Origin of the sequence: Thiorhodococcus mannitoliphagus, from assembly GCF_010915725.1 — a bacterium.
Classification (GTDB): Bacteria; Pseudomonadota; Gammaproteobacteria; order Chromatiales; family Chromatiaceae; genus Thiorhodococcus; species Thiorhodococcus mannitoliphagus.
The window spans coordinates 16,763-42,283 of sequence record NZ_JAAIJR010000043.1; the positions used below are offsets into that span (position 1 = coordinate 16,763).

Sequence of the window (25,521 nt, forward strand, 5' to 3'; positions counted from 1 at the left end):
GTCTTGGTGGGTGCTTAGAGATGCGGTTTGATCTGCGGAAGCAGCTGCTCCGCGGTGCGGCCCTGACCGGTCTCGCCGATGGCGTGCATCTTCCACTCGCCGCCGTGGCGATAGACCTTGGCCATGATCATGGCGTTGTGGCTGCCCTGAGCGCCGAGGTCGTAGCGGGCGATCTCGCTGTTGTTGGCGCCGTTGACGATGCGGCAGAAGGCGTTCTCGACTTGGGAGAAGTCCTGCCCGGTGAAGTTGTTCACCGTGAAGACCAGGCTCTTGATGCCGGCCGGGACAGCCGTCAGGTCGACGATGATCTGCTCGTCGTCGCCTTCCCCTTCACCGGTGAGATTGTCGCCGGTGTGCTTGATGCTGCCATCCTTGCTGCCCAGCTGGCGGAACCAGACGGTGTCGGTCAGGTTGCCGCTGTCGTCGAACATGAGGCAGGAGGCGTCCAGGTCGATGCTGCCGCCTCCGCCGCCGAAGAGTCCGCCGAGCATGCCCTTACTCTTGGCCGCATCCCAGCCCAAGCCCATGACGATCTGGGATAGGCCGCCGCCGGCCTCTTTCTCCAGCGAGATCTTCTGTCCTTTCTGTAGATTGATACCCATGTCCTAGACCTCTCAGTGTGGTGTTGTTGTCGGCGCGAGCCCGGTCGCTTCTTATTGCCCAGGGCCGCGGAAAATGTCTCGATTGCGTGAGCAGATCACGACCTTGCCCTGTCCGCGGAAACGGATGACCAGGCCCTCGCCCGAGGTCACCGAGTTGACCACGTTGCCGAAGAATCCGCCCCCGGTCTGGGGCATGCCGACCTCGAACTGCAGGTTGGACGACCAGGCAACGGCGTGGTTGTTGTCGATGACCGTTTCACGGCCTGGGGTGACGTCGATGGTGAAGATGGAGCCAAAGCCCGAGATGGCGAGCTTGCCCTGTCCGCTCGCCTCCATGATGACGAAGCCGCCGGTCCCGCCGAAGAGGCCGCCGCCCAAGGTGTTCATGCGCGCACGTACCTCGACGCCGGACTCGGCGGCCAGGAAGCTGCCGTCGGACAGGGTGTAGTTCTCGCCCGGGCGGACGTCCAGGAGTTCGATCGAGCCCGGCAGGGTGGGGGAGAGCAGGCAGTCGCCGTCTCCGCTGACGGCCTCGATCTCTTGCTGGAAGAGTGATTCGTCAGTGGCCAGGCGACGCATGAGGGCGCGCCCCAAGCCGCCGCGCAGCTGGCCCTTGACCTGCAGCGGCGCCTCCATCATGACCATGGCGCCGGATTCGCAGAAGATCTTCTCCTTCTGTCGCAGGCTGACGTGCAGGAAGGGGTCGATGTCCCCGGTGACGGTGAAAGTCGGCATGTCGGCTCCTCGCGGTCAGGCGAGCGCGCGGCGGCGGAGTGCCGCCGCGTCTCGCGGGATCAACCGATGTTGACGCCGTGGTCGGTCGCCAGCGCCTTGAGGCCGCCGGCGAAGCCCTGGCCGACGGCCTTGAACTTCCACTCGGCGCCGTTGCGGTAGACCTCGCCGAAGACCATGGCGGTCTCGGTGGAGTAGTCCTCCGAGAGATCGAAGCGCGCGATCTCGGTGTTGCTGTCCTTGTTGACGACGCGCATGAAGGCGTTGCGTACCATGCCGAAGTTCTGCTTGCGCGCCTCGGCCTCATGGATGGTGACGGCGAAGACGATGCGCTGGATCTGGGCGTCGACGGTCGGCAGATTGATGCTGACCGACTCGTCGTCACCCTCGCCGGCGCCGGTGAGGTTGTCGCCGGAGTGCACCACGGCGCCATCGGGCGAGGTCTTCTGGTTGTAGAAGATGAAATGGGCGTCGGACAGCACCTTGCCGGTCTCGCCGACCAGGAAGACGCTGGCGTCGAGGTCGAAGTCCGCGCCATCGGTGGAGCGCGCGTCCCAGCCCAGTCCGACCAGGGCGTTGACCAGGCCCGGGTCCGTCTTGCTCAAGCTGACGTTTCCGCCTTTCTGTAGACTGATAGCCATTCGCTTTTCTCCTCGGTTCAGTTGGTGTGATCGCGTGTGGTGTTATCGCGTGTGGTGCTATCGCGTGTTGAGTCGCTGATCGGATCGACGCTCTTGAGGAGCGTGCTCTCCTTAGTGCTCATTTCATGCGCTGCGTTCAATGGTGTTGGCGCTCGGGTCTCGGGGGCTGAGCGGATCACAGCCACAGGCTTGCCAGCTCGATGACCAAAATGGCATAGCCTGCGGCCAAGAGGTCGTCCACCATGACGCCCAGCCCGTTCTTCCAGCGCTCGTCGAAGTAACGGATCGGCCAGGGTTTGAAGATATCGAAGACGCGGAATGCCGCGAAGCTGGCGATCCACCAGAGTAGGCCGGGCGGGGTGAAGCAGAGGACCAGCGCCATGGCGACGATCTCGTCCCAGACGATGCCGCCGTGATCCGCCTCCCCAACGGCCTTGCCGGCCATGTCGCAGAGCTTGACCCCGACGACGAAGGCGACCAGGAGGGCAGCCAGGATTCCTGGCAGCGGAAGTATGGCCGCCAGCCCGAAGTACAAGGGAAAGCCGAGCAGCGTCCCCACGGTGCCAGGCGCCTTGGGGCTGAGCCCCGTGCCCAGGCCAAAGGCCAGGAAATAGGCGGGGTGGCTGGTGATGAGCCGCCAGGTCGGCTTGATCGTCGCGTCCATGGTTGCGTCCGTCTAAGCGGTCTCGCTCGTCTCATGCGGATGGTGGCGCTTGTAGCGAATCGACGAAATGACCGCCAACACAATGAAGGCGACACCGATCAGACCGGTGATCACCTCAGGGATGTGCACGAAGATGCTTGCCAACATGATGCCTGCAAGCGCGCCGATTGCCCAGTGGGCGCCGTGCTCCAGGAAGATGTACTCGTCCAAGGTGCCCTTATTGACCAGATAGACGGTGAGCGAACGCACGAACATGGCGCCGATGGCCAGTCCCAGCATGATGATGACGACGTCACGCGTGATGGCGAAGGCGCCAATGACCCCGTCGAAGGAGAAGGATGCGTCTAGGACCTCCAGATAGAGGAATCCGGCGACGCCGGACCGCTTTGCGGTGTTGACCGCGGCCTCACCTGCCTCGTCGTTCTCGAAGAAGCTGTCCAGGCTGCTGACGGCGACGTAGAGGATAACGCCTCCAATGCCCGCGGTCAGCATCGCGGCGCGCTGCTCCGGCGTTAGCTCGAGCAGTGCCTGCAGGAGAAAGAGGGTGACCAGGGCCACCATGACCTGGATGGAGTCCAACTTGCCAAGGCGCGCCAGACGCGCTTCGAAGGCTCCCAGCCAGTGCACCTCCTTGGTGTGGTCGAGGACGAAATAGAGGAAGACCAGGAGCAGGAACATGCCGCCGAAGGCGGAGATGCCGATATGGCTCTCCTCGAGATACTTGGCATATTGCTCCGGCTGCTGGAGCGCCATGGCGGCGACCTCGCCCATGCCTTGCCCGGAGGCGACCGCGACGATCACGATGGGAAAGAGCAGGCGCATGCCGAAGACGGCGATGAGGATGCCCACTGTGAGGAAGATCTGCTGCCACTTCTCGTCCATGTCCTTGAGCACGGAGGCGTTGACCACCGCGTTGTCGAACGAGAGGCTGATTTCCATGATGCCGAGAATCAGCACGAGGAATACGGCGGGCCAGGCGCCGAGCGGTGACTGGAGGCCCCAGGAGAAGGCGGCCAGTACGCAGGCGATGGTCACGATGATCGAATAGCGAAAGGCTCTCATTGACCCCTCTGAAGATGGCTTAAGGGTGCGGGCAGGATCACGCGGCCACAGTTCGTGGCCGAGATGTGCCCACTCCAGGATGCGTCTTGCGACGCGGTCCGATAGGGTACCCTCGGTGAGCCGCGGTCGCTAGCCTCCAGCGACCAAGGGGTGTGGTCAGGCGCAGGGCGAAACCCTGCTAGCGGACCGGGCGGCATTCCCGACAACAGGAATGCCGCCCGGCGGCGGAATCCGCTTTCCCGGATCGCGCCTACCCGGCGGTTGCCGTCACCGGATTGCCGATCCAGCGGTTGCGCAGGATCTTGCGCAGCAGATCGATTGGGATGATCAGCACCGCGAGCAGCAGCACCAGCCCCCATTCGTGGAGCGAGAGCCCGACGGTGCGCAGGATCTCACCGCCGAATGTGATGAAGAAGACCTGGATCGCCATGATCGCGGGGATGATGATGCTGAAGAGCCGGTTGTCGAGCAGGTGTTCGAAGAGGTTGAGGCCCTGGGTGCGGGCGTTGAAGGTGTTGAAGACCTGCACGAAGACGAAGAAGGCGAAGAAGGCCGTCAGGAATTTGGCCTCCGCCTCTGGGGTGCCGACCGCATAGCCGCCTGAGAACCACTCCCGGCTCAGGTCGCTGGTCAGGAAGAGGATGCTGAGCGCGGCGATGATGCCGCCGTTGATGAGGATCGAGGACCACATGTCGCCATTGATCAGCGGCTCGTCGCGCCGCAGCGGCGGCTCGCCCATATAGCGCTGCAAGGCCGCCTCGCCGGCGAAGGCAAGACCCGCCAGGGTGTCCATGATGATGTTCAGCCACAGCAGTTGGGTCATGGTCAGCGGCAGGTCGAAGCCGAAGAACTGCCCCAGGAAGACCACCAGGATCGCCGAGACGTTCACGGTCAACTGGAAGATCAGGAACTTGCGGATCGACTTGAAGAGGGTGCGCCCGTAGAGCACCGCCTTGGTGAGTGAGGAGAAGTTGTCGTCGAGGATGACGATCTCGCCGGACTCCTTGGTCATCTCAGTGCCGCTGCCCATGGCGAAGCCGACGTCGGCGTTCTTGACCGCCGGGGCATCGTTGACGCCGTCGCCGGTCATGCCGATCACCAGCCCCATCTCCTTCGCTAGCTTGACCAGGCGGCTCTTGTCGGTCGGGAAGGCGCGCGCCACCACATAGAGATGCGGCAAGATCGCCTTGACCTCGTCGTCGGAGGTCTCGGCCAGCTCGGCCGAGGTCATGACGATGGCCTTGGGATCATCCTCCAGCAGGCCCACGTCCTTGGCGATCGCCTGGGCGGTCTCTTTGGCATCGCCGGTGATCATGACCACATGGATGCCGGCCTTCTTGGCGGTCTTGACCGATTGGTAGGAGGTTGCCCGCAGCTCATCGCGCATCCCGAACACCCCGACCAGGGTCAGGGATGCGGGCAGGGCGTTGGTCTCGGCGTCGATCGGGGTCTCGGCGACGGCGACCGCGAGCAGGCGCATGGCGCGTGCGGACAGCTCGTCCATGGCCGCGCGCAGCGCCGCGGCGTCGCCTAGATCGCGAACCTGACCCTCGCCGTCCAGCCAGTGCGTGCAGTTTTCCAGGATGACCTCGGGCGCGCCCTTGACCAGCGTCAGATTGCGCTCGCCCGTGACTTGGGTCGCCGAGAACTTGCGCGTGCTGTTGAAGGGGATGTGGTCGACCATCTCGACCCCGCTGCTGTTCGCCAGATAGGGGGTGACGAAGCGCAGCAGCGCCTGCTCGGTGCGGTCGGCGCCGACCAGCTTGGGGTCCTTCGGATCACTGGCGTCGATCACCGCGCTGGTGTTGTGGCGCAGGGCGAAGCCGGCGTCGTCGCGCAGCGCCTGAGGAATGGCATCGAGCGACTCGTAACGCTCGCCGGACCCGTCCAGGAAGGCGCTCACCGAGAGTTTGCCCTGGGTCAGGGTGCCGGTCTTGTCGGTGAAGAGCAGATTGAGACTGCCGGCGGTTTCGATGCCGAGCAGCTTGCGCACCAGAACCTTCTCGCTCAGCAGTTTCTTCATGTTGATGGCCAGCACCATGGCGATCATCATCGGCAGCCCCTCGGGGACCGCGACCACGATCACGATGATCGCCAGGATCAGGGCGGTGACCACGTCCTTGACGATCAGACCACCGTCCTGCGCCCAATAGGTCTCCAAGCCCCCGCCCTGCAGAAAGACGGTATTGAACATGAAGGCGAGGAAGATGAGGGTCGCGCCCACATAGCCAAAGGTCGAGATGTGTCCGCCCAGCACGGTCAGCTTGTGCTGGAGCGGCGAGAGCCGGTCCTCGGCGGACAGCAGTTCCTTCATCGTCTGCCCATAGCGGGTCTGATCGCCGACCGCGGTCGCACGCATCACGCACTCGCCGTCGACCAGCAGGCCGGCACGGGCGAGGCGGTGGTCGTCACCCGCCGTCTCGTCAGCGGCGCCCTCGGGCAGCGCGGTCTTGCGGACCGGCTCGGACTCGCCGGTGAGGGCGGCCTCGTCGACCTCGGCATGGCCCGCGATCAGCAGGCCGTCGGTCGGGACCGTGTCGCCTGGTTGCAGCAGGACAAAGTCGCCGACCACCAGCTCGTTGATTGGGATCTCGGTCAGATGTCCGTTGCGGAAGACCTTGACCTTGATCATGGAGGCCTCTTCCAACAGGCGCTGGAAAGACTGCTCGTTGCTGTGCTCGGACCAGGTGGCCACGAAGGTGGCGATGATCACCGCGAAGGCGATGCCGACGCTCTCGTACCACTCGGCGTAGCCGAAGACCGTCAGCAGCACCGTGATCCCGAGCGCGACGATGAGGATGATGATGATGGGATCCTTGACGTTGCCGAGCAGTTTGTCCCAGAAGGTCTCGACCTCCTGGCTGGCGACCGCGTTTGATCCATGCTGGGTCCGGGACAGTTCGGCGTCCCGGTCGGTCAATCCTGGATAGGCGAATTTCATGACGACGCTTGACTCTCAGTGGTTTGGTGAGTGGTTGGTGTTGGTGGGCCGATGATCTCGCCACTTGGGGCGAGATCGAAAGGGCATCTATGGGCCGTTCGTCGAAGGGTTCGTCCGACCTAGTAAAGTGTCCATCAATGGTTTCCCGATGCGAGCGATGCCGCCCGAAATCCCCCCAACCCCCCTTTGCGAAAGCGGGGAAGTTGTTGATGGACGCTTTCCTAGCCACGGACCATCGGGCCTATAGGCTACCGCAGCACCAAGCCCCGATCTCGGTATTTGACGTAGCGGGCTTCCAGACCCTCGTGCTTGGGGTGAGGTCGAAGGGGTGCTTGGGGTGCGCGCTGATGGGGCTCCTCGAGCGGCGCCTCTTGGGCAGCTGGGCGAGAGCCCGCACCCCTGAGCGCGACGGCAGCGGCGCCGAGACGCCGAAGCGGGCAGGTCCGGGCGCAGAGAAGATGCTCTGGCCAGGGTGCTTCGCTGCCGGCTCGATCCAATCCGGCAGCGGGGCTGCAAGGGTCTTGCCGTGCGACCAATTCTGATGCCTGTCACCAAGCTCTGCCGGATGGGGCGCGGTGCTCTTGCCAAGGCCCTGCGCGCTGTCGTCCAGCGCGCAGGAGGCTGCTAACAGTTCTGGCAGACCTCGTGGGCGAACTGCTCCAGCTTGCGGGTATCCGCGGCGAAGAGCCGGATTCCCTCTGCCAGCTTCTCGGTGGCCATGGCTTCCTCGTTGATCGCCCAGCGGAAGCTCGGCTCGTCGAAGCTGAACTTGGCGATGTCCATGCTCAGCGCCTTCTCGGGGTCGAGCTTGCGCGGCACATCGCCCTCCGTGGATGCGAGTTCGCCGAGCAGGCTGGGTGAAATGGTCAGATAGTCGCATCCCGCCAGCTCTAGGATCTCCTCGAGATTGCGGAAGCTCGCGCCCATGACCACGGTGTCATAGCCATGGCGCTTATAGTAGTTGAAGATTCGGGTGACGGACTGCACGCCCGGGTCCTCGTCGGCCGGATAACCGGCGATGCTATCGGCGTTTTTGTACCAGTCCAGGATACGGCCGACGAAGGGCGAGATCAGGGTGGCGCCAGCGTCCGCCGCCGCGACGGCCTGCGGGAAGCTGAACAAGAGGGTGAGATTGCAGTGGATGCCCTGGCGCTCCAGGGCCTCGGCGGCGCGAATCCCCTCCCAGGTCGATGCGATCTTGAACAGGACCCGGCTGCGGGGGTCGATACCGGCGTCTTCGTAGAGCTTGACCAGGCCCTCGGCACGCTGCAGTGTCGCGGCGCTATCGAAGGAGAGTCGAGCGTCGATCTCGGTGGAGACCCGGCCGGGGACGATCTTGAGGATCTCCGAGCCGAAATTGATCGCCAGCTTGTCCATGGTCCAGCGCGCTTGAGCCAGGCTGTCGGATCCACCTTGCTCCTTGCCGAAGAGCACGGCATCCTCGACGAGTTCCCGGTACTGCGGCATCTGCGCCGCCTTATAGATCAGGGACGGATTGGTCGTGGCATCCTGTGGCTGGTAGTCCGCGATGGCTTGGAAATCGCCCGTGTCCGCGACCACGGTCGTCATGCGCTTGAGCTGGTCCAGCTTGGTCATGCTTGGGCACCTCCGGATTGGCGTCGACAAACGGATTGTCCGCCGACCTTAGCTTAGGAAGATGACGGTTTCGACGGGGTTAACAACGACCCGTCCTCAACTTTCATCACGCCACGACAGATTTTCATGTCACGACAATGATGGGGTAACCATGAATCGAGTTGGTTTCGAGCTGGTGGCCGAGGCGCTCGGCTTCGCGGCTCTCAAGCACCGGGATCAGCGGCGCAAGGACCGCGAGGCGTCCCCTTACATCAATCACCCCATTGCGCTCATGCGCGTCTTGTCGCTGGAGGCTGGGGTCATGGACCCGCTGGTCCTGGCCGGAGCACTCCTGCATGACACGGTTGAGGACACCGAGACCACTCCCGAGGAGTTGGCGGCGTGTTTCGGGCCGGAGATTCGGGCGCTCGTGATGGAGGTGACCGACGACAAGTCGCTTCCCAAGGCGGAGCGCAAGCGCCAGCAAGTCCTGCGTGCCGGGGGTGCCAGCGAAGGCGCGCGCCTGGTGAAGCTGGCGGACAAGATCTGCAACTTGCGTGACATGGCCGAGAGTCCGCCCTATGACTGGGATCTGGAGCGGCGCCGGGCCTACTTCGACTGGGCGGCGGAGGTCATCGACCAGGTGCGCGGCACCCATCCGGCCTTGGAGGCTTTGTTCGACAGCGCCTACGCCCGCCGGCCCTAAGAAAGCGCCCATCAATTCTTTCTCGATGTGAGCGATCCCGTCCGAAATCCCCCCTGGCCCCCCTTTGCGAAAGGGGGGAAGTTGTTGATGGTCACTTTCTAAGAAAGCGCTCATCAATTGTTTCCCGATGCGAGCGATCCCGTCCGAAATCCCCCCCGGCCCCCCCCTTGGCGAAAGGGGGGAAGTCGTTGATGGTCACTTTCTAAGGCCCAGACCAAGCGCTGGGTCGGCATTTGACCGATCCGCGACTCGGAAAGCTGATTTCCGGGTGCGGATCGCGGATGCCGTGCGGGCCTAGAATCCTTGAGGGCGCAAAATGCTTGCAGATGAGTCACATTTCGATGAAGCGTCCGATCATCCAAGGCGTCGGTATCGGTATCGGTATCGGCATCGGACCGACGATAGCGATACCGATTCCGATAGCGATCCCGATGGCATGACTCGTCGGTCTGAGGCGAAGCCTCGCTAGGCGGTCGGCACGATGGGCGTGGTGGCGCCCAGGACTGGCTCATCGGGCGGGCGGAACCAGTTGAGCTTGTCCCTCAGCTCGACGACCGCGCCGACGATCACGAGCGTTGGTGGCTGGGGCGGATCCGCGGACACCAGCTCGTTGATGGTCGACAAGGTGCCGGTGTAGACGCGCTGCAGATGGGTCGTTCCTTGCTGCACCAGTGCGATCGGCATGTCCGCCGAGACGCCGTGCGCCATCAGCTGCTCGACGATGATGGGCAGCCCTACCAGGCCCATGTAGAAGACGACGGTCTGATTCGGCTGCGCGAGGGCGGGCCAGTTCAGGTTGATGCTGCCGTCCTTGAGGTGACCGGTCACGAAGACGACGGACTGCGCGTAGTCGCGATGGGTCAAGGGGATGCCCGCGTAGGCCGCGCAGCCTGATGCGGCCGTGATGCCCGGAATGACCTGGAAGGGCACGCCTTCTGCGGCCAGGGTGTCGATCTCCTCGCCGCCGCGCCCGAAGATGAAGGGGTCGCCGCCCTTGAGGCGCAGCACCCGATGACCGTCCTTGGCGAGATCGGCGAGCAGACGGTTGATCTCTTCCTGGCGCATGGCGTGATGATTGCGCTGCTTGCCGACATAGATGCGCTTGGCATCGCGCCGTGCCATCTGCAGGATGGCGTCGGCCACCAGGCGGTCGTAGACCACAACATCGGCTTGCTGTATCAGACGCAGCGCCCGGAATGTGAGCAGATCCGGGTCGCCGGGGCCGGCGCCGACCAGGTAGACCTCGCCCATGTCGTGTTCGAGTGCGTCCGGCGCCAGTTCTTGTTCGATGATGGCCTCGGCCTCCTCGAACTGCCCGGCGAAGATCCGCTCAGCGACCGCGCCTTCGAGCACGCGGTCCCAGAACCGCCGCCGGTCGCGCTGATCGGTGAAGCGCGCCTTGACGCGATCGCGATACTTGCCGCTGAGTTCCGCGAGACGACCGTAGCCGGCGGGAATCAAGGATTCCAGCTTGGTGCGCAGCAGGCGCGCGAGGACGGGGGATGCCCTGCCGGTCGATACCGCAACCGTCACCGGCGCGCGGTCGACGATGGACGGCAGGATGAAGGTGCAGGCGTCCGGATCGTCCACCACGTTGACCGGAATCTGGTGCTCATTGGCCAGTCGTGCGACCTCGCGATTGACCGCGCGGTCGTCGGTGGCGGCGATGATGAGGGCATTGCCCGCGACGTCGCCCGGCTCGAAGGGGCGGGCCAGGTGCTCGAGGTCACCTGATTTGGCGCGCCGATCGAGCGCGTCGCAGATCTCGGGCGAGACCACCCGTACCGCCGCGCCCGCGCGCACGAGATTGCCGACCTTGCGTGCGGCTGTGCCGCCGCCGCCGACCACGAGGCAGGATCTGCCCTGCATATCGAGAAAGACTGGGAGGAGTTGCATGGCGCTCTTAACACCCCTGGGCCAGCGTTGTCATTGAGCTGGCATTCAAAAGTCCTTAATATACTTAAATACTTTGTTTTAGGGTAGGACGAGCGCGTGGTCAACGAGATCGATTCGGAGTCTTTGAGCGATCGGCTCAAGGAGGGTGAGGGCGTTTTGCTGGTGGACATCCGGACGCCGGCCGAGATGGCCCAGGGCGTGATACCGGATGCCTTGCAACTGCCCATGCATCTGATCCCAGTGCGGATGAGCGAGCTGCCCAAGGATCGGGATGTCGTGCTCTATTGTCGCAGCGGCGCCCGCTCCTATCAGGCCTGTGCCTACATGATGCAGCAGGGCTACGACCGCGTCCTCAACCTGCGTGGCGGGATCATCGCATGGGCACGGCATGGCTACCCGATCGAAATGCCCAGCGCCTGATTTATCAGGCGTTTCGCTTGGCAGGGCGGCTGGTCGAGCCGCCTTGCCTTTTTCAGGGGATTCGCCTATAACCGCGAATTCCCGTGATTACTGATATTCTAAAACGAACCTGAGCTGGAGGTATTCCATGGCAGATTTCGATCAAGAGCTGGACGCAAGCGGCCTCAACTGTCCCCTTCCCATCTTGCGCGCTAAAAAGACCCTCAACGCCATGGCCAGCGGCCAGATCCTGCACATCGTCGCGACGGATCCTGGCTCGGTTAAGGACTTCGATGCCTTCGCCAAGCAGACGGGTAACGAGCTCATGGAGTCCAAGGAAGACGGCGGCAAATTCCACTTCCTGATCAAGAAGTCCTGATCGCTCAGAGTCCTCGGCTGACTGAGTTAGCCGTTCAACACAATCCAAAATAAGTGCGGGCCCGCGTGGCGCGCGAGGAGGACTTGATGGAGCAGATAAAGCTGGCGATCATCGCCACGAAGGGCTCACTGGACTGGGCCTATCCGCCGTTCATTCTGGCATCCACCGCTGCGGCGCTGGGTTATGAGACGCAGATCTTCTTCACCTTTTATGGTCTCCAGCTGCTGAAGAAGAAGCTGGCTCTCGAGGTGACTCCGCTGGGTAATCCGGGCATGCCGATGCCGATGGGGATGGACAAGTGGTTCCCCGTTCTGGGCATGACGCTGCCCGGGATGCAGGGCATGATGACCTCGATGATGAAGAAGAAGATGCAGAGCAAGGGCGTCGCCAGCGTCGAAGAGCTGCGCGAACTCTGCCAGGAAGCCGAGGTCAAGCTGATCGCCTGTCAGATGACGGTCGACCTCTTCGACATGGAGACATCGGAGTTCATCGACGACGTCGAATATGCCGGCGCTGCGGCATTCTTCGAGTTCGCCGGGGAAAGCGACATCTGTCTCTACATCTGAGGCTGCGAGAGAGCGTCGTGCAGCAAACGCCGCCCAATGGGCGGCGTTTGCATTTCTGCTGATGGTCGGCTGGGAGTCTCTCCTTCGCTCTGATGTCTACCGCTCATGCCGTGATTCCGGCACCCCTGAGCATAGAAGAGACGCTGCGGCCCTCTGCGAACGCGTCGCGGCGGGGCGCCGCTCCCACCAAAGCGAGCGGCGGCGACAGCGGCCGATTGGAATCGGCGCACGCGCGCTCGGTCGCTGTCTCTGAGGTCTGGGCCTATCTCCAGTAGCTCGGGGCTGCCGGCTGGGCGGGGTAGGACGGGTAGGCTCGACCGTAGGGATGGGGCTGGGCCGGGTAGGCTTGCTGATAAGCAGGCTGCGGATACCAATAGCGAGGCCCTTGTACCGGCGCCAGGGGTTGCTCGGTTTCGGCCGGCGGCGCGGATACCGCTCCAGGCGCCGGCTCACTGCCCTCGGCGTTCGAAGCCATCTCTGCCGCTGGTGCTTGGGGCTGGGTCGTCGTGAGCGCCGTCTTGGCGCTGTCGCTCGGATGCGGTTCCGACACTGGCTGAGTCTCGGATGTGGTGGACTCGCTCGCCGCTTTCGTGTTTTGGGTTTGCGTCTCCGCCGCCGGGTCGGCCGCTTTCTGGGAGGGCGTGGCGGGCGCCAGTGCGACCTGACCAATGGGCTTGAGGCGTGCGCTCACGTCCGCGGCCTGCTCCGCCCCTGTGTTCAGGGCTCCGTGCGTTGCGACGTAGAGTGCCCCAGCCGCCACGGCAAGTCCGACCAGCCAAACGGGTGCTCGGCCAAGATCCCGTGCGGCGCGCGGGGCAATAGAATCGACTGCTTTCATAAGAATCTCCTGTTCGCGTTATGATCCTAGGTTCGACCTTTCACTCGCGTTAAATCAATCACAAATGTCATGACAGATCCGACCCGAACTGGCGCAGCCGTCTTGCTCGATGTGCTGAATGACCTTGGTATCGAAACCGTTTTTGGTCACACCGGGGGTGCCGTCATCCCCATCCATGTGGAGATCAACCGGCGTTTGCGACGCGGGGACAAGGTGCCGAAGTTCATCCTCTGTCGGCAGGAGGGCGGTGCGGGTCATGCCGCGGAGGGCTATGCACGCGCCAGTGGTCGGATCGGTGTCGCACTGGCGACCTCGGGCCCAGGTGCCACCAACCTGGCGACACCCATTGCGGATGCCTACAAGGACTCGCTGCCGACGCTCTTCATTACGGGGCAGGTGCCGAGCGGCGCCATCGGCACCGATGCCTTCCAGGAGGTCGATACCGTTGGCATGACGCGTCCCATCTCCAAGCACAACTACCTAGTCAAGGATGTGCGCGACCTGGAATGGGTTCTGCGCGAAGCCTATACCCTGGCCACGCAGGGTCGACCTGGTCCCGTGGTGGTGGACATTTGTAAGGATGTTCAGCTCGCGAGCCTCGAGGAGAGCCGCCTCGCGCGCGCGCGCCACCGCGAGCCCCTGCCTTTCGATTCCGCTAAGGCAGATGCCATCCTGGAGGCGCTCAGCAGCGCGCAGCGCCCGGTCGTCAAGGCCGGCGGCGGCGTTATCCATGCCAATGCCTCCTTGGCGCTGCAGCGCTTTGCCGAGCGCTTCCAGGTCCCCGTGACCACAACCTTCAACGCCCTTGGCTCCTTGCCCTTCGAGCTGCCGCTCAACCTCGGCATGCCCGGCATGCACGGCACCATCCCGGCGAATTATGCGCTGCGTGATGCCGATTTCATCCTTTCGCTCGGTGGGCGTTTCGACGACCGTGTCGCGGTGCGTGGCTTTGCTGAGGGGAAAGGGATCGCCCATGTCGATATCGACCCGTCCGAGATCGACAAGACGATTCATACGGACTTCTATCTGGTCGCCGGATTGGACGAGTTCTTCGCCCATGCCTTGGCCTCGGGGCGCTCGGGGCGGCACGCTGAGTGGGTCGCGCAAATCCAGGACTGGCGCACGCTCATGCCCAAGGCCTACGGGGAGTCGGAGTACATCAAGCCCCAAGCGGTGATCGAGATCATCTCCGAGCTGACCAAGGGGGAGGCGACTCTGGTGACCGGCGTCGGCCAGCACCAGATGTGGGCCGCGCAATACTACCGTTTCCGCCGTCCGCGTCAGTGGGTCAGCTCGGGCGGGCTCGGCACCATGGGATTCGGTCTGCCCGCGGCCATCGGTGCCTGGTACGGGGATCCGGAATGGCCCGTCGTGCTGGTCGACGGCGACGGCAGCTTCCAGATGAACATCCAGGAGCTGGGCACCCTCGTCGCCAATCGCGTGCCGCTCAAGATGTTCGTGCTCAACAACAGTTTCCTCGGCATGGTGCGCCAATGGGAAGACATGATGGACGAGGGGCATCACTACGAGACCTGCATGGCCCGCACGGTCGACTGTGATCCCGAGTGCACCCAGATCGATCAGACCTGCAGGCGCCAGATCCCCAATCTGACCGGCCTCAAGTATGTCTATCCGCGTCTCAATACGATGCGTATCAAGGACCCCGAGGCGTTGCGGGAGGGCATTGCCGCCGCACTGGCAGAGCCTGGGCCGATGCTGGTCGATGTTTGGATCGACAAGGCCGAGAACGTCATTCCCATGGTGCGCCCTGGCCAGGGCCTGGATCAGATGATCGAGTCTTGAGAGCTGGCGCGGTGGTCGGTGGTCACTAGCCACCGGTCACCAGCCACCGGTCACCGGCCAACGTGACCCATTGCCCTTCTGTTTCCCCCAGTCTGGCCGATAATCCTAGTTTGAGGACAGTCGACGCCTCGCGCTTCCCTGGCGCCTGAGTTGGCCGGCGGACGACGATCATCTTGGCAACCTTGGCGTGAGCACTTGGAGCGCCTAGGTCGAAGATCGCGATGCTGCTGGGCGCTTGCTGGGCCGATTGCACGAGAAACTCGGTTATGCCTCGGGTCGGTCGGCCCCGGATGTCATTGGCTGATCTCTCCTCTGGTTGGGGTCTGGCGGTTGGGCGCTGGCAGCTCCTTTGAGGTTGGCGCATCCGCAGTGTTTCCAGTGACTGCCATGGGCATCAAGGCCAAGCTCAAGCTGATCGGACTCTTGCCGCTCGTCATGGCGGTTGTCTTCAGTTTGACCTTCTATCGTGGTCAGGACCGACTCGATAGATTTCACGAACGCGCCCAGCTGGCCGAGCAGATGCTCACGGAGCTGCGCCAGCTCGAGCAAGTCAGCCGCCGCTTCGTCGAGAGCCGTGTCAACTCGGGCCGACGCAGGGGCTATCGGCTGCTCGAGCAACTCGATGGCCAGATGCTGACGCTCAAGGTCTCTGCCAGCTCGCCCAGCCTGGTCGAACTCCTGAATGAAATGGAGCGGCGGTTGATCGTGACACGCATCCATTTCATGAACCTCGACGGCCTCTCCGTGCCTGCGCTCCGGCGGCTTGATCGTCCCCAAGGTCATGATGTTGCGCGACGCCTCTTCCAGTCGATCGGCGAGCTGCAGCCCTTCGTGCAGCACCTGCACAGCTTGAGCTATGCGTCCGCGGACGCCTACAGCGATCAGCTGTGGGTCACTGAGTTCGGGCTGTTCGGCGGCTCCGCCGTCGTCGTGCTCCTCTTGACCCATCCTATGCTCAAGCGCGTCGCAACCGCGATTCAGGCGCTCAGCCTTAAGACCCAAAAGGTCGGCGGCGGCGGTGCGCCCGAGGGTCTGGTGCTCGCGGGCGAGGACGAGTTCGCCCAGCTCGCCAGCGACTTCAATCGCATGTTGCAGCGGCTGGCGGAGGCCGAGCAGGCACGCGAGCGGCGGGCGCGCGAACTCGAGGAAGCGGTGAAGGATCTGGAGAACTTCAGTTATTCCGTCTCGCACGACTTGCGCGCGCCCCTGCGGGCGATCGACGGCTTCATCGGCATCTTGCAGGAGGATTACGCGGTCTCGCTGGATGACGAGGGTCGCAGGCTCTTTGCCGTGGTGAGCGACAATGCCAAGCGGATGGAGCGGTTGATCGACGACATCCTGGCCCTGTCGCGTGCCGGTCGCCTGGATCTCGATCAGCTGGAGATCGATATGACAGATCTCGTCGAGGAGGTCTGGGCCTCGCTTTCCGATGAGTGGTCTGGTCGCCCGGTTCATTTCGCCTGTGGGCAGCTGGGAGCCCAGCGTTGCGACCCCCGGGCGATTCGCCAAGTCTGGCAAAATCTCCTGGCCAACGCCGTCAAGTTCACCAGAGACCGTGATCCGGCGGTCATCGAGGTCAGCGTGGAGCGGCTACCCGGCGCGGTGCGCTACAGTGTCAAGGACAACGGTGCCGGTTTCGACCCGGCCTACAGCAACAAGCTCTTCGGGCTCTTCTTGCGCTTGCACGGCGCCGACGAGTTCGAGGGGGCTGGTGTTGGTCTTGCCATCGTCAAGCGCTTCGTCGAGAAGCATCAGGGGCATGTCGAGGCCAGGGGGGCGGTCGGTGAGGGTGCCGCCTTCAGCTTTACCCTACCGACCATCTCAGCCGATCACTCATAGGAGCAGCAGTATGCTCAGTCAGGATTCGATGGTTGACATCCTCCTGGTCGAGGACAACCCCAACGACGCGGAGCTGGCGATTCGCGCTTTGCGCAAGAACAATCTCGCCAACCATCTGGAGTGGGTCAAGGACGGTGCCGCGGCGCTCGATTTTCTCTTCCATCGCGGCAGCTATGCCGATCGGCCTCAACAGCTGCCGCGCGTCGTGCTGCTCGACCTGCGTCTGCCCAAGGTCGATGGCATCGAGGTGCTGACCGCCATCCGGGGCGATCCGACGACCCGCGAACTGCCGGTCGTGGTCCTGACCTCCTCGCGTGAGGAGCAAGACCTGGTGATGACCTATCAGCTTGGTGTCAACAGTTTCGTCGCCAAGCCCGTCGCCTTCGATGAGTTCGCGCGCACCGTCGCCAGCCTCGGCATGTACTGGGTGCTCGTCAATCGGGTTCCGCCCGAGATCCGGCAGGAGCCATGAGCGAGCCGCTGCGCATCCTGCTCCTGGAAGACAGTGCGGTCGATGCCGAGCTGACCGAGCGCGCCCTGCGCAAGGCTGGATTGAACTTTGTGTCGCGTCGGGTGCAGGCGCGCGATCCCTTCCTCGCGGAGCTGGATGCCTTCGCGCCGGACATCGTGCTCGCGGACTATCAGCTCCCGCAGTTCGACGGTCGCCAGGCGCTGGATTTGGCGCATGGGCGGCAGCCCCTGCTGCCCTTCATTTTCGTCACGGGTGCGCTCGGCGAAGAGGCCGCCGTTGAGCTGTTGCGCGCAGGGGCCAATGACTACATCCTCAAGGACCGCCTCACGCGACTTCCGACGGCGATCACCCGCGCGCTGACGGCCTGCTGTCAGCAGGAGGAGCTGCAAGCGACTCAAGCCGCGCTGCGGGAGAGCGAGACGCGCTATCGCGCCCTGGTCGAGAGCACGCTGGACTGGATCTGGGAAGTCGACGCCGAGATGCGTTACACCTACGTCAGCCCCGTGTGTCAGCAGCTCTTGGGCTACAGTCCGGCGGAACTCTTGGGACGCACGCCTTTCGATTTCATGGCGCCCGATGTGCCGGGGCGCGCCGAGCAGGCCCTTGTTGTGGTTGCCGCAGAGCACCAGCCCTTTGCCATGCTCGAGAATATCTGTCTGCACAAGGATGGACGCAGGGTGGTCTTGGAAACCTCCGGGACGCCGCTCTTCGCGCGCGACGGCAGTTTTCAGGGCTACCGAGGCATCGACCGCGACATCACTGCGCGCAAGCGTGACGAAGCGGCGCTGCGCCTGCAAACCCGCCGCGCGACTGCCCTGCTGGAGCTGCCACGCGCGGCGGAGCGGATGACCGAAGTCGAGCTGATGCAGTTCGGTTTGGAGCTGGCCGAGGAACTGACCGAGAGTGCCATCGCCTTCATTCACCTCGTGCACCAAGACCAGGAGGAGATCGAGCTGGTGACCTGGTCCGGGCAGACGCTCGAGAAGTACTGCCAAGCGGTATTCGACCGTCATTATCCCGTCAGTCAGGCGGGGATCTGGGCCGATGCCGTGCGTCAGCGCGCCCCTGTTGTCTTCAACGACTATGCCGCCGCCCCCTGCAGGAAGGGGCTTCCCGAGGGGCATTCGCGACTGGATCGGCTCATTAGCTTGCCGGTGATCGAAGGCGACCTGGTGCGCATGATGGTGGGTGTTGGCAACAAGGTCATGCCCTACAGCGACAGGGATGTCGAGACCCTGCAGCTGATCGCCAACGAGATTTGGCGCATCGTGCGGCAACGCCGCGCGGAGCAGGAGCTGCGCGAGAGCGAGGTGCGCTACCACACGCTCGTCAAGAACATGCGTAATGGTGTCTGTATCTTTGCGGCCCAAGATGACGGGCAGGACTTCTTGATTCAGGACGGGAACCTGGCGATGGAGCGCATCGAGGGTACGCGACTCGCGGAGATTCGGGGGCGCAGACTGAGCCAGGTCTTTCCGGGCGCCGAGGCGCTTGGCCTCATGGATGTGCTGAGGCGGGTGTGGCAGACGGGTGTTCCGGAGCGCTTGCCTCCAGCCTACTATGAGGATCCGCTGCGCTCCGGCTGGCGCGAGGGCTTCGTGTATCGCTTGCCGGATGGCGGGCTGGTGTCCGTCTACGACGATATCAGCGAGCGCATCGAGCTTGAGATGGCGCTCGAGGAGAGTCGCGAGCGTCTAGCGCTGGCATTGGACGCCGCCGAGGTGGGCATGTGGGACTGGCGTGTGCCGACTGGAGAGGTCCAGGTGAATGCGCGCTGGGCGCGGATGCTCGGCTATGAGCCGAGCGAGCTGGAGCCGATCACGATCGGCACCTGGGAAGGCCTTTGCCAGCCCGACGATTTCGCCGTGGCGCAACGTGCGCTGGAGCGGCACTTTGCAGGTAAGCTGGCTGTCTACGAGGCCGAGACGCGCCTAACGCATAAGGACGGACATTTCGTCTGGGTGCTGGACCGGGGGCGCGTGGTCGAGCGGGATGCCGACGGGCGGCCGCTGCGCATGGCGGGGACGCATATCGATATCTCGGCGCGCAAGCGCTCCGAGGCGCGTCTGATGCAGCTTTCCCTGGCCGTGGAGCAGACGCCCGCCAGCATTGTTATCACCGATATCGAGGGGCGGATCCAGTACGTCAATCCCGCCTTCGCCCAGGCCTCGGGGTACAGCGCCGAAGAGGCCGTTGGCGAGAATCCGCGCATCCTCAGCTCAGGCAAGACGCCCCCTGAGGTCCACCGAGGGCTTTGGGACACCCTGGCGCGGGGCGAGGTCTGGCGCGGCGAGTTCCTCAACAAGCGCAAGGACGGGGGCGAGTACGTCGAGCAGGCCGTGATCTCGCCGGTGCGCCAGTCGGATGGTCAGGTGACGCACTATGTGGCCGTCAAGGAGGATATCACCGAGAAGAAGCGCGTCGAGCAGGAGCTGGAGCACTATCGCCACAACCTCGAGGAACTGGTCGAGACCCGCACCGCCGAGCTGAGATTGGCGGAGGAGCGCAGCCGTCTTATTCTGGAGTCCAGCGCGGATGGGCTCTTCGGCGAAGACATCGAAGGACGCGCCACCTTCATCAATCCGGCGGCCTGCGCCATGCTGGGCTTCAAGCCCGAGGATGTCTTGGGTCGCTGTGTGCATGAGCTGATCCACCACAGTCATGCCGACGGCACGTCCTTGGAGAAATCCCAGTGCCCCCTGCATGCGGCTTCGACCGGTCACAGGGTCATCCGTCAGGTCGAGGACGTTTTCTGGCGCGCGAACGGTCGCTCCTTCCCGGTGACCTATTCATCCCACCCGATGTACAAGGAGGGCGAGATCATCGGCTCGGTGATCAGCTTTATCGACATCTCGGTGCAGAAGCAGACGGAAGCTGCGCGCGAGGCCGCGCTCGCGGAGGCGGAGCGTCTGGCAAGGCTGAAGAGCGAGTTCCTCGCCAACATGAGCCATGAGATACGCACCCCATTGAACGCCGTGCTCGGCTTCGCGCAGGTCGGCGAGCGGCACAGCGAGGCGGGCGGCAAGGCCAGAGACTACTTCAAACGTATCCTCGACTCCGGCCAGCTGCTGCTGGGGATCGTCAACGACATCCTGGATTTCTCCAAGATCGATGCCGGCAAGCTGATCATCGCCGAGGGTATGGTGGATCTGCGCGCCCTGATCGAGCGCGCGACGGACATGATCGCCACGCGGCTCGAGGACAAGGGGCTGAAGTTCAGCCTGGAAGAAGGCGACGAGCTGCCCGCGTCCTTCCGTGGCGACGATCTCAGGCTGGCGCAGGTGCTCGGCAACCTGCTTTCGAACGCCATCAAGTTCACCGAGCGGGGCGAAGTCACGCTGTCGGTCCTGCGCGAGGGCGATGATCTGCGTTTTTGCGTCGAGGACACCGGCATCGGGATGACGCCGGAGCAGGTCAATAATCTCTACCATCCCTTCGAGCAGGCCGATGGGTCTATCACCCGGCGATTCGGTGGAACTGGACTGGGGCTGGCGATCAGCAAGCGGCTCGTCGAGATGATGGGCGGCGGGATTCGCGTCAGGAGCCAGCCGGGACAGGGGACGCGTTTCGAGCTGCGTATTCCGCTCAAAGCGCCGTGTGGTCGGATCGGGCCGCACCGGATCATTCCGCGTGCTCCTGGGCTGGCGGCTGGCGGTGCGCGTCTGCGCGGTCTCGTCATCCTCGTCGCCGAGGACAATCCCGCGAATCGACTGGTCCTGGAAGAGCTGCTCAATGGCGAGGGCTGCTGGCTTGTGCAGGTGGAGAATGGCTTGGAGGCGGTCGAGCGGGTGCGTCAGGATCGCGCTGGCGCCTTCGATCTCGTGCTGATGGATATCCAGATGCCCGTGATGGACGGTCTGGAGGCGACCGGCCGAATCCGTGAGCTGGCGCCTGAGCTGCCGATTGTCGGTCTCACGGCACATGCGCTGCAGTCCGAGCGCGAGCACTGTTTGGCGGTCGGGATGGTCGACCACGTTGCCAAGCCGATCGAGCTGGATACCCTCGTCCAGACCATTCTGCGCCATGTTGCCCGGGGCGCGCACGCAGTGGGCGCTGAGCGGCGCTCGGCCGCGGCGCTCGAGCCGAGGCGGCCAAGCTCGCTCGAGGATGCCCCAGTCGCAGCGGCGGAGGCTGTCGACTCCTGGATCGATTGGCCTGCGCTGCAAGTACGTTACGCAGGCAACCCAGCCTTTTTGCCCAGGCTGCTGGAGTCCATCCTGTCATCCAGCGCGGATCAATCGGCTTGTCTCAGGCGGGCGTTCGAGAGCGACGATCTGGAGCAGGTTGCCTTCATCGCGCACCGCTGGAAGGGAACGGCGGGCACCCTGTTCGCCGAGGGGTTGTCGCTGCTGGCGGCGCGCGCGGAATCGGATGCGCGTGAGCGGCGGACGGAGGCATCGCGGTCGGCGCGCCATTTGGCCGACGCCGTCGATCAGGCTCTGCGCGAGATCCGCGAGTCGGCTTGGATGCAGGGGCATCTGTCCGGGGCCTGCTCGGCGGCCGAGTCGGCTGCAACTGGGGGCTTGCTGTCCGAGTGCGTCGATCAGCTCAGGGTATTCCTGGAGATGGACGACACGCAAGCCAATGCCGTCTACGATCGCGATCGGGAGCTGCTGATCCAGGCCTTTGGCGAGGAGGCTCGGCGGCTTGGGCTGCAGATCGAGCAATTCGATTATCCGGCCGCGCTGCGGACTCTCAATGACTTGATGGCGCAGGGCAGAGGGGCCTGAGTGGTTCAGAAGGGGCGCGCCAGGACGATGTTGGTGCGACCATGAGTGATACGCGCCGGCCCAGTGGCTCTGGGTTGGGCCGGTGTTAGAAGCTGTCTGGAAACTCCTAGGGAGGCTTCGCCTCAGACCCACGAGTCATGCCATTGGGATCGCTATCGGGATCGGAATCGCTATCGTCGGTTCGATCCCGATCCCGATCCCGATCCCGATCCCGATCCCGATTCCGACGGCCTTGGATGGTCGGACGCTTCATCCAAATTTGACTCATCTGCGAGCATTTTGCGCCCTCAAGGATCTTAGGAGCCTGTCCGACTTAGGATGAATCGGCTGCGGAATCGGGAGAACGGTCCCTTTCGCCCCGCTTTTTCGTTACATAGAACCACTATGCGCCTCAAAACCGGAACGAAATGGCCTCGCTCTCCCACTTCCTCGCTTCGATCCCCCCAAGTCGGACAGGCTCCTAGGGGCCTCTACCATGATTTCCAGACAGCCTCTTAGGAGGCCTGGCCGTGCCAGCCATGAATTGTGGTCGCGCCTGGCCGATTGTCTCAGGTAGCCTTTTGAATCATCCGTCATTACAATCCTGAGGCTTAGGCAAATCAATCCATTTGCTGTTGCACCTGCGAAAGCACGGCCTGATTCTATCCAGTCTTTGCTAGACCCATCCTACTAATAAGCCTTTGCGGGACCCTCGGTCTCCGGGGGGAACGGAGGTCGAGACCATGACTGATTATCTGGATGTTGGCGGCCTCAAGGTCGCCAAGCCGCTGTACGACCTGGTGGAGCAAGAGATCCTGCCGGGTCTCGAGTTCGATCCAGATGCTATTTGGGTCGCCTTTGGCGAGATCGTCCGCGAGCTGGGGCCGCGCAACCGCGAGCTGCTGGCCAAGCGCGACTTGCTCCAGCGCCAGATCGACGACTGGCATCGCGCACATCGCGGACAGCCGCTGGATATCGGGGCCTATCGCAGCTTCCTCACAGAGATCGGCTATCTGGTGCCCGAGGGGCCTGCCTTCTCCGTCAGCACGGCCAACGTGGATCCAGAGATCGCTGAGACCGCGGGACCACAGCTGGTGGTGCCGGTGAGCAATGCCCGCTATGCGCTCAATGCGGCCAATGCGCGTTGGGGCAGCCTCTACGACGCTCTCTACGGCACCGACGCCATTCCCGAAGAGGAGGGGCTGGAGCGCGGCAGCGAGCTGAATCCGGCGCGGGCCGCTGCCGTGGTCGCGCGGGCCGCCGCGTTTCTGGACGAGGTGGTGCCGCTCAATCGCGGCTCGCACGGGGACGCCTGCGGCTACAAGCTCGAGAGCGGCAAGCTGGTCGTCCTGCTGCCGGATAACAGCGAGACCATGCTCAAGGATACCGGGCAATTCGTCGGCTACCGTGGCAACGCCGATCAGATCAGCGCCGTCTTGCTCGACAACAATGGGCTGCACATCGAGCTGGTGATCGATCGCGAGCACCCCGTCGGCAAGCAGAGCGCCGCCGGCATCGCCGACGTCCTCTTGGAGTCCGCCGTCACTAGCATCCAGGACTGCGAGGATTCGGTCGCCGCCGTGGATACGGACGACAAGGTGGCTGTCTACCGCAACTGGCTCGGCCTTATGACCGGCGAGCTGACCGCGACCTTCAGCAAGGGCGGTCGCATGATGGAGCGCCAGCTCGCCGAGGACCGCAGTTACAGCCGCATCGGCGTCGGTTCGCTTACGCTGCCCGGACGCTCGCTCATGCTGGTGCGCAACGTCGGTCATCTGATGACGACGGATGCCGTGCTCGACGGGGATGGCAAGGAGGTGCCGGAGGGGATGCTCGACGGCATGGTGACGGTGCTCTGTGCCTTGCACGACATCCATCCTCAGTACGGCCTCAGGCGCAACTCGCGCTCCGGCAGCGTCTACATCGTCAAGCCCAAGATGCACGGCCCGGATGAGGTCCAGTTTGCGGTGGATCTCTTCGGGCGGATCGAGGACGCCCTGGGGCTCGCGCGCAATACGCTCAAGATTGGCATCATGGACGAGGAGCGCCGCACCACGCTCAACCTCAAGGAGTGCATCCGGGTGGCGCGCGAGCGTGTCATCTTCATCAACACCGGATTCCTCGATCGCACGGGTGACGAAATCCACAGCTGCATGGAGGCCGGCGCCGTGCTGCGCAAGGGCGACATGAAGAAGGCCCCTTGGCTGCTCGCCTACGAGGACTGGAACGTGGACACGGGGTTGGCCTGCGGTCTGCGCGGCTACGCCCAGATCGGCAAGGGGATGTGGACCATGCCGGACGAGATGGCGGCCATGCTCGCGACCAAGTCAGCGCACCCCAAGGCTGGCGCCAATTGCGCCTGGGTGCCGTCGCCCACCGCCGCGACGCTGCATGCCATGCACTATCACCAGGTCAAGGTGAGCGAGGTCCAGGCCGAGCTTGCCAAGGCGGAGCCTCGGGCGAGCCTGGACGACCTGCTGCAGATCCCACTCGATCCGGATTGCGCCTGGACGCCGGAAGAGATCCAGGAAGAACTCGATAACAACTGCCAGGGCATCCTTGGCTACGTGGTCCGCTGGATCGACCAGGGTGTCGGTTGCTCCAAAGTGCCCGACATCACCAACCTGGGCCTCATGGAGGACCGCGCCACCCTGCGCATCTCCAGTCAGCATGTCGCCAACTGGCTCCACCATGGCATCGTCTCGCAGGAGCAGGTGATGGAGACCCTGCACCGCATGGCCCAGGTCGTCGACGAGCAGAATGCTGGTGATCCGCTCTACCGTGCCATGTCCCCCGGCTACGATGGGGTGGCCTTCCAAGCGGCCTGCGACCTCATCTTTAAGGGCCGCGAGGTGCCGAACGGCTACACGGAGCCGACGCTCCACGCGATGCGCAAGCGCTTCAAGGCTACGCACTAGTCTGCCAAGCCCCTCAGTCTGCCAAGCCCCTCAGTCTGCCAACACCCTCCTCCAGGCCTTGCCGTCGTCGGGCGCCGCTGCGCTTGGCGATGGCGATCGCCTCTCGAGACCCCTTGCATCCCTGTGATTTCCGGTCATGCTTGAACCGGCGTGATTGAGAATTGTCAATCCATGCAGCTGGCGCGCGACGCGCCGAGCGAAATAACAGGAAGCAATGCCAGCGGACAGGCGCAAACCACCAAACCGACCCGATCCACCGAGAGGTGGGGGAGGATTATCATGTCGACCACTCAGATTGCAGGTCGAGACCTGCAGATCAACAATCATGGACTGCTTGCGGACTTCGACGCCTGGGCCCCGGAGATCGCCCTAGCTATGGCCGAAGAGGAGGGGCTCGATCTCTCCGATTGCCACTGGAAGGTCATCCATTTCTTGCGCGACTATTACGCGACCCATGAGATGCCGCCGTCGCCCAAGGTCATCGTCAAGTCGATTGGCGCCGAACTCTCCGAGCACGTGCCCTGCACGCGCAAGCATTTGGAATCGCTCTTCCCCGATGGCGGCTGTAAGCAGGCGTGCCGGCTTGCGGGCCTGCCGCGTTACTACTGTCACTCCTGCTGAGTGCGCCGAATCAGACCGCCCGCTCCGGGCGGTTTTTCTTCCCTGTGGGAGCGGCGGCCCCCCCCCCGCCGGCCCCCCCCGCGGGGGGGGGGCGCCCCCCCCCCCCCCCCGGGGGGGGCCGAAGAGTATTGGGGGGCCGAGTAGGCAACGCGCGGGGG

The 25,521-nt window shown here is 63.8% G+C and carries 19 protein-coding genes; 10 read left to right on the forward strand and 9 right to left on the reverse strand.

The genetic code is table 11. From position 1 onward, the window contains the following. Positions 1-14: 14 nt before the first annotated feature. The 7 genes from G3480_RS12085 to tal form a co-directional block, all read right to left on the reverse strand. Positions 15-602: a TerD family protein gene (locus G3480_RS12085; protein WP_164654146.1), complete on the reverse strand. Its 588-nt coding sequence runs from the start codon at positions 600-602 to the stop codon at positions 15-17. 51 nt (positions 603-653) lie between these two features. After that, entirely contained in the window at positions 654-1,337 is a 684-nt protein-coding gene (locus G3480_RS12090; protein WP_164654147.1) for a TIGR00266 family protein, read from the reverse strand. Between the two features lie 59 nt (positions 1,338-1,396). Next, positions 1,397-1,975 (reverse strand): TerD family protein, encoded by a 579-nt coding sequence (locus G3480_RS12095; RefSeq protein WP_164654148.1) that lies wholly within the window; start codon positions 1,973-1,975, stop codon positions 1,397-1,399. A 175-nt stretch (positions 1,976-2,150) separates the two neighbouring features. Further along, a complete protein-coding gene (locus G3480_RS12100; protein WP_164654149.1) occupies positions 2,151-2,639 on the reverse strand; it encodes a phosphatidylglycerophosphatase A family protein in 489 nt (162 codons plus the stop codon). Between the two features lie 12 nt (positions 2,640-2,651). After that, positions 2,652-3,701 carry a DUF475 domain-containing protein gene (locus G3480_RS12105; RefSeq protein ID WP_164654150.1) on the reverse strand — a complete coding sequence of 350 codons (1,050 nt, stop codon included), beginning with the start codon at positions 3,699-3,701 and terminating at the stop codon, positions 2,652-2,654. A 250-nt stretch (positions 3,702-3,951) separates the two neighbouring features. Continuing rightward, entirely contained in the window at positions 3,952-6,642 is a 2,691-nt protein-coding gene (locus G3480_RS12110) for a calcium-translocating P-type ATPase, PMCA-type (protein WP_164654151.1), read from the reverse strand. A gap of 624 nt (positions 6,643-7,266) precedes the next feature. Continuing rightward, entirely contained in the window at positions 7,267-8,238 is a 972-nt protein-coding gene (gene tal, locus G3480_RS12115) for a transaldolase (protein WP_164654152.1), read from the reverse strand. A 151-nt stretch (positions 8,239-8,389) separates the two neighbouring features. Between tal and G3480_RS12120 the strand changes: the two genes are divergently transcribed. After that, on the forward strand, positions 8,390-8,923 hold the full coding sequence (locus G3480_RS12120) for an HD domain-containing protein (protein ID WP_164654153.1): 534 nt from the start codon (positions 8,390-8,392) through the stop codon (positions 8,921-8,923). 465 nt (positions 8,924-9,388) lie between these two features. On the opposite strand, the gene cysG is transcribed toward G3480_RS12120, so the two are convergent. Beyond that, positions 9,389-10,819 carry a siroheme synthase CysG gene (gene cysG, locus G3480_RS12125; protein ID WP_164654154.1) on the reverse strand — a complete coding sequence of 477 codons (1,431 nt, stop codon included), beginning with the start codon at positions 10,817-10,819 and terminating at the stop codon, positions 9,389-9,391. Positions 10,820-10,915: 96 nt separating this feature from the next. Here cysG and G3480_RS12130 point away from each other — a divergent pair, with 96 nt between their 5' ends. The 3 genes from G3480_RS12130 to dsrE2 all read left to right on the forward strand — a co-directional run bounded on the left by G3480_RS12130 (position 10,916) and on the right by dsrE2 (position 12,163). Next, positions 10,916-11,239: a rhd_2599 family sulfurtransferase gene (locus tag G3480_RS12130; RefSeq protein ID WP_164654155.1), complete on the forward strand. Its 324-nt coding sequence runs from the start codon at positions 10,916-10,918 to the stop codon at positions 11,237-11,239. Between the two features lie 127 nt (positions 11,240-11,366). Beyond that, a complete protein-coding gene (locus G3480_RS12135) occupies positions 11,367-11,597 on the forward strand; it encodes a sulfurtransferase TusA family protein (RefSeq protein WP_164654156.1) in 231 nt (76 codons plus the stop codon). Between the two features lie 86 nt (positions 11,598-11,683). After that, positions 11,684-12,163, forward strand: a complete 480-nt coding sequence (gene dsrE2 / locus G3480_RS12140) for a sulfur carrier protein DsrE2 (protein WP_164654157.1) — start codon at positions 11,684-11,686, stop codon at positions 12,161-12,163. Between the two features lie 262 nt (positions 12,164-12,425). On the opposite strand, the gene G3480_RS12145 is transcribed toward dsrE2, so the two are convergent. Then, positions 12,426-13,001, reverse strand: a complete 576-nt coding sequence (locus G3480_RS12145) for a hypothetical protein (RefSeq protein ID WP_164654158.1) — start codon at positions 12,999-13,001, stop codon at positions 12,426-12,428. Between the two features lie 69 nt (positions 13,002-13,070). Here G3480_RS12145 and ilvB point away from each other — a divergent pair, with 69 nt between their 5' ends. The 6 genes from ilvB (at position 13,071) to G3480_RS12175 (ending at position 25,363) form a co-directional block, all read left to right on the forward strand. Then, positions 13,071-14,804, forward strand: a complete 1,734-nt coding sequence (gene ilvB / locus G3480_RS12150) for a biosynthetic-type acetolactate synthase large subunit (protein ID WP_164654159.1) — start codon at positions 13,071-13,073, stop codon at positions 14,802-14,804. A 369-nt stretch (positions 14,805-15,173) separates the two neighbouring features. After that, positions 15,174-16,643 (forward strand): sensor histidine kinase, encoded by a 1,470-nt coding sequence (locus tag G3480_RS12155; protein WP_338114125.1) that lies wholly within the window; start codon positions 15,174-15,176, stop codon positions 16,641-16,643. 10 nt (positions 16,644-16,653) lie between these two features. Continuing rightward, complete coding sequence (locus G3480_RS12160; RefSeq protein WP_164654160.1) at positions 16,654-17,115, forward strand: response regulator; 462 nt, start codon at positions 16,654-16,656, stop codon at positions 17,113-17,115. Beyond that, on the forward strand, positions 17,112-21,845 hold the full coding sequence (locus G3480_RS12165) for a PAS domain S-box protein (RefSeq protein ID WP_164654161.1): 4,734 nt from the start codon (positions 17,112-17,114) through the stop codon (positions 21,843-21,845). The genes G3480_RS12160 and G3480_RS12165 overlap by 4 nt, the downstream gene beginning before the upstream one ends. 722 nt (positions 21,846-22,567) lie before the next feature. Further along, complete coding sequence (locus tag G3480_RS12170; protein WP_164654162.1) at positions 22,568-24,742, forward strand: malate synthase G; 2,175 nt, start codon at positions 22,568-22,570, stop codon at positions 24,740-24,742. A 279-nt stretch (positions 24,743-25,021) separates the two neighbouring features. Then, positions 25,022-25,363: a TusE/DsrC/DsvC family sulfur relay protein gene (locus G3480_RS12175; RefSeq protein WP_164654163.1), complete on the forward strand. Its 342-nt coding sequence runs from the start codon at positions 25,022-25,024 to the stop codon at positions 25,361-25,363. The last annotated feature ends 158 nt before the right edge of the window (positions 25,364-25,521 follow it).

Coding starts and splice junctions, on each gene's coding strand:
- tal (WP_164654152.1), bottom strand. CDS start 8,238: ATGACCAAGCTGGACCAGCTCAAGCGCATGACGACCGTGGTCGCGGAC.
- G3480_RS12095 (WP_164654148.1), bottom strand. CDS start 1,975: ATGGCTATCAGTCTACAGAAAGGCGGAAACGTCAGCTTGAGCAAGACG.
- ilvB (WP_164654159.1), top strand. CDS start 13,071: ATGACAGATCCGACCCGAACTGGCGCAGCCGTCTTGCTCGATGTGCTG.
- G3480_RS12135 (WP_164654156.1), top strand. CDS start 11,367: ATGGCAGATTTCGATCAAGAGCTGGACGCAAGCGGCCTCAACTGTCCC.
- G3480_RS12145 (WP_164654158.1), bottom strand. CDS start 13,001: ATGAAAGCAGTCGATTCTATTGCCCCGCGCGCCGCACGGGATCTTGGC.
- G3480_RS12100 (WP_164654149.1), bottom strand. CDS start 2,639: ATGGACGCGACGATCAAGCCGACCTGGCGGCTCATCACCAGCCACCCC.
- G3480_RS12170 (WP_164654162.1), top strand. CDS start 22,568: ATGACTGATTATCTGGATGTTGGCGGCCTCAAGGTCGCCAAGCCGCTG.
- G3480_RS12090 (WP_164654147.1), bottom strand. CDS start 1,337: ATGCCGACTTTCACCGTCACCGGGGACATCGACCCCTTCCTGCACGTC.
- G3480_RS12165 (WP_164654161.1), top strand. CDS start 17,112: ATGAGCGAGCCGCTGCGCATCCTGCTCCTGGAAGACAGTGCGGTCGAT.
- dsrE2 (WP_164654157.1), top strand. CDS start 11,684: ATGGAGCAGATAAAGCTGGCGATCATCGCCACGAAGGGCTCACTGGAC.
- G3480_RS12175 (WP_164654163.1), top strand. CDS start 25,022: ATGTCGACCACTCAGATTGCAGGTCGAGACCTGCAGATCAACAATCAT.
- cysG (WP_164654154.1), bottom strand. CDS start 10,819: ATGCAACTCCTCCCAGTCTTTCTCGATATGCAGGGCAGATCCTGCCTC.
- G3480_RS12120 (WP_164654153.1), top strand. CDS start 8,390: ATGAATCGAGTTGGTTTCGAGCTGGTGGCCGAGGCGCTCGGCTTCGCG.
- G3480_RS12160 (WP_164654160.1), top strand. CDS start 16,654: ATGCTCAGTCAGGATTCGATGGTTGACATCCTCCTGGTCGAGGACAAC.
- G3480_RS12085 (WP_164654146.1), bottom strand. CDS start 602: ATGGGTATCAATCTACAGAAAGGACAGAAGATCTCGCTGGAGAAAGAG.
- G3480_RS12105 (WP_164654150.1), bottom strand. CDS start 3,701: ATGAGAGCCTTTCGCTATTCGATCATCGTGACCATCGCCTGCGTACTG.
- G3480_RS12110 (WP_164654151.1), bottom strand. CDS start 6,642: ATGAAATTCGCCTATCCAGGATTGACCGACCGGGACGCCGAACTGTCC.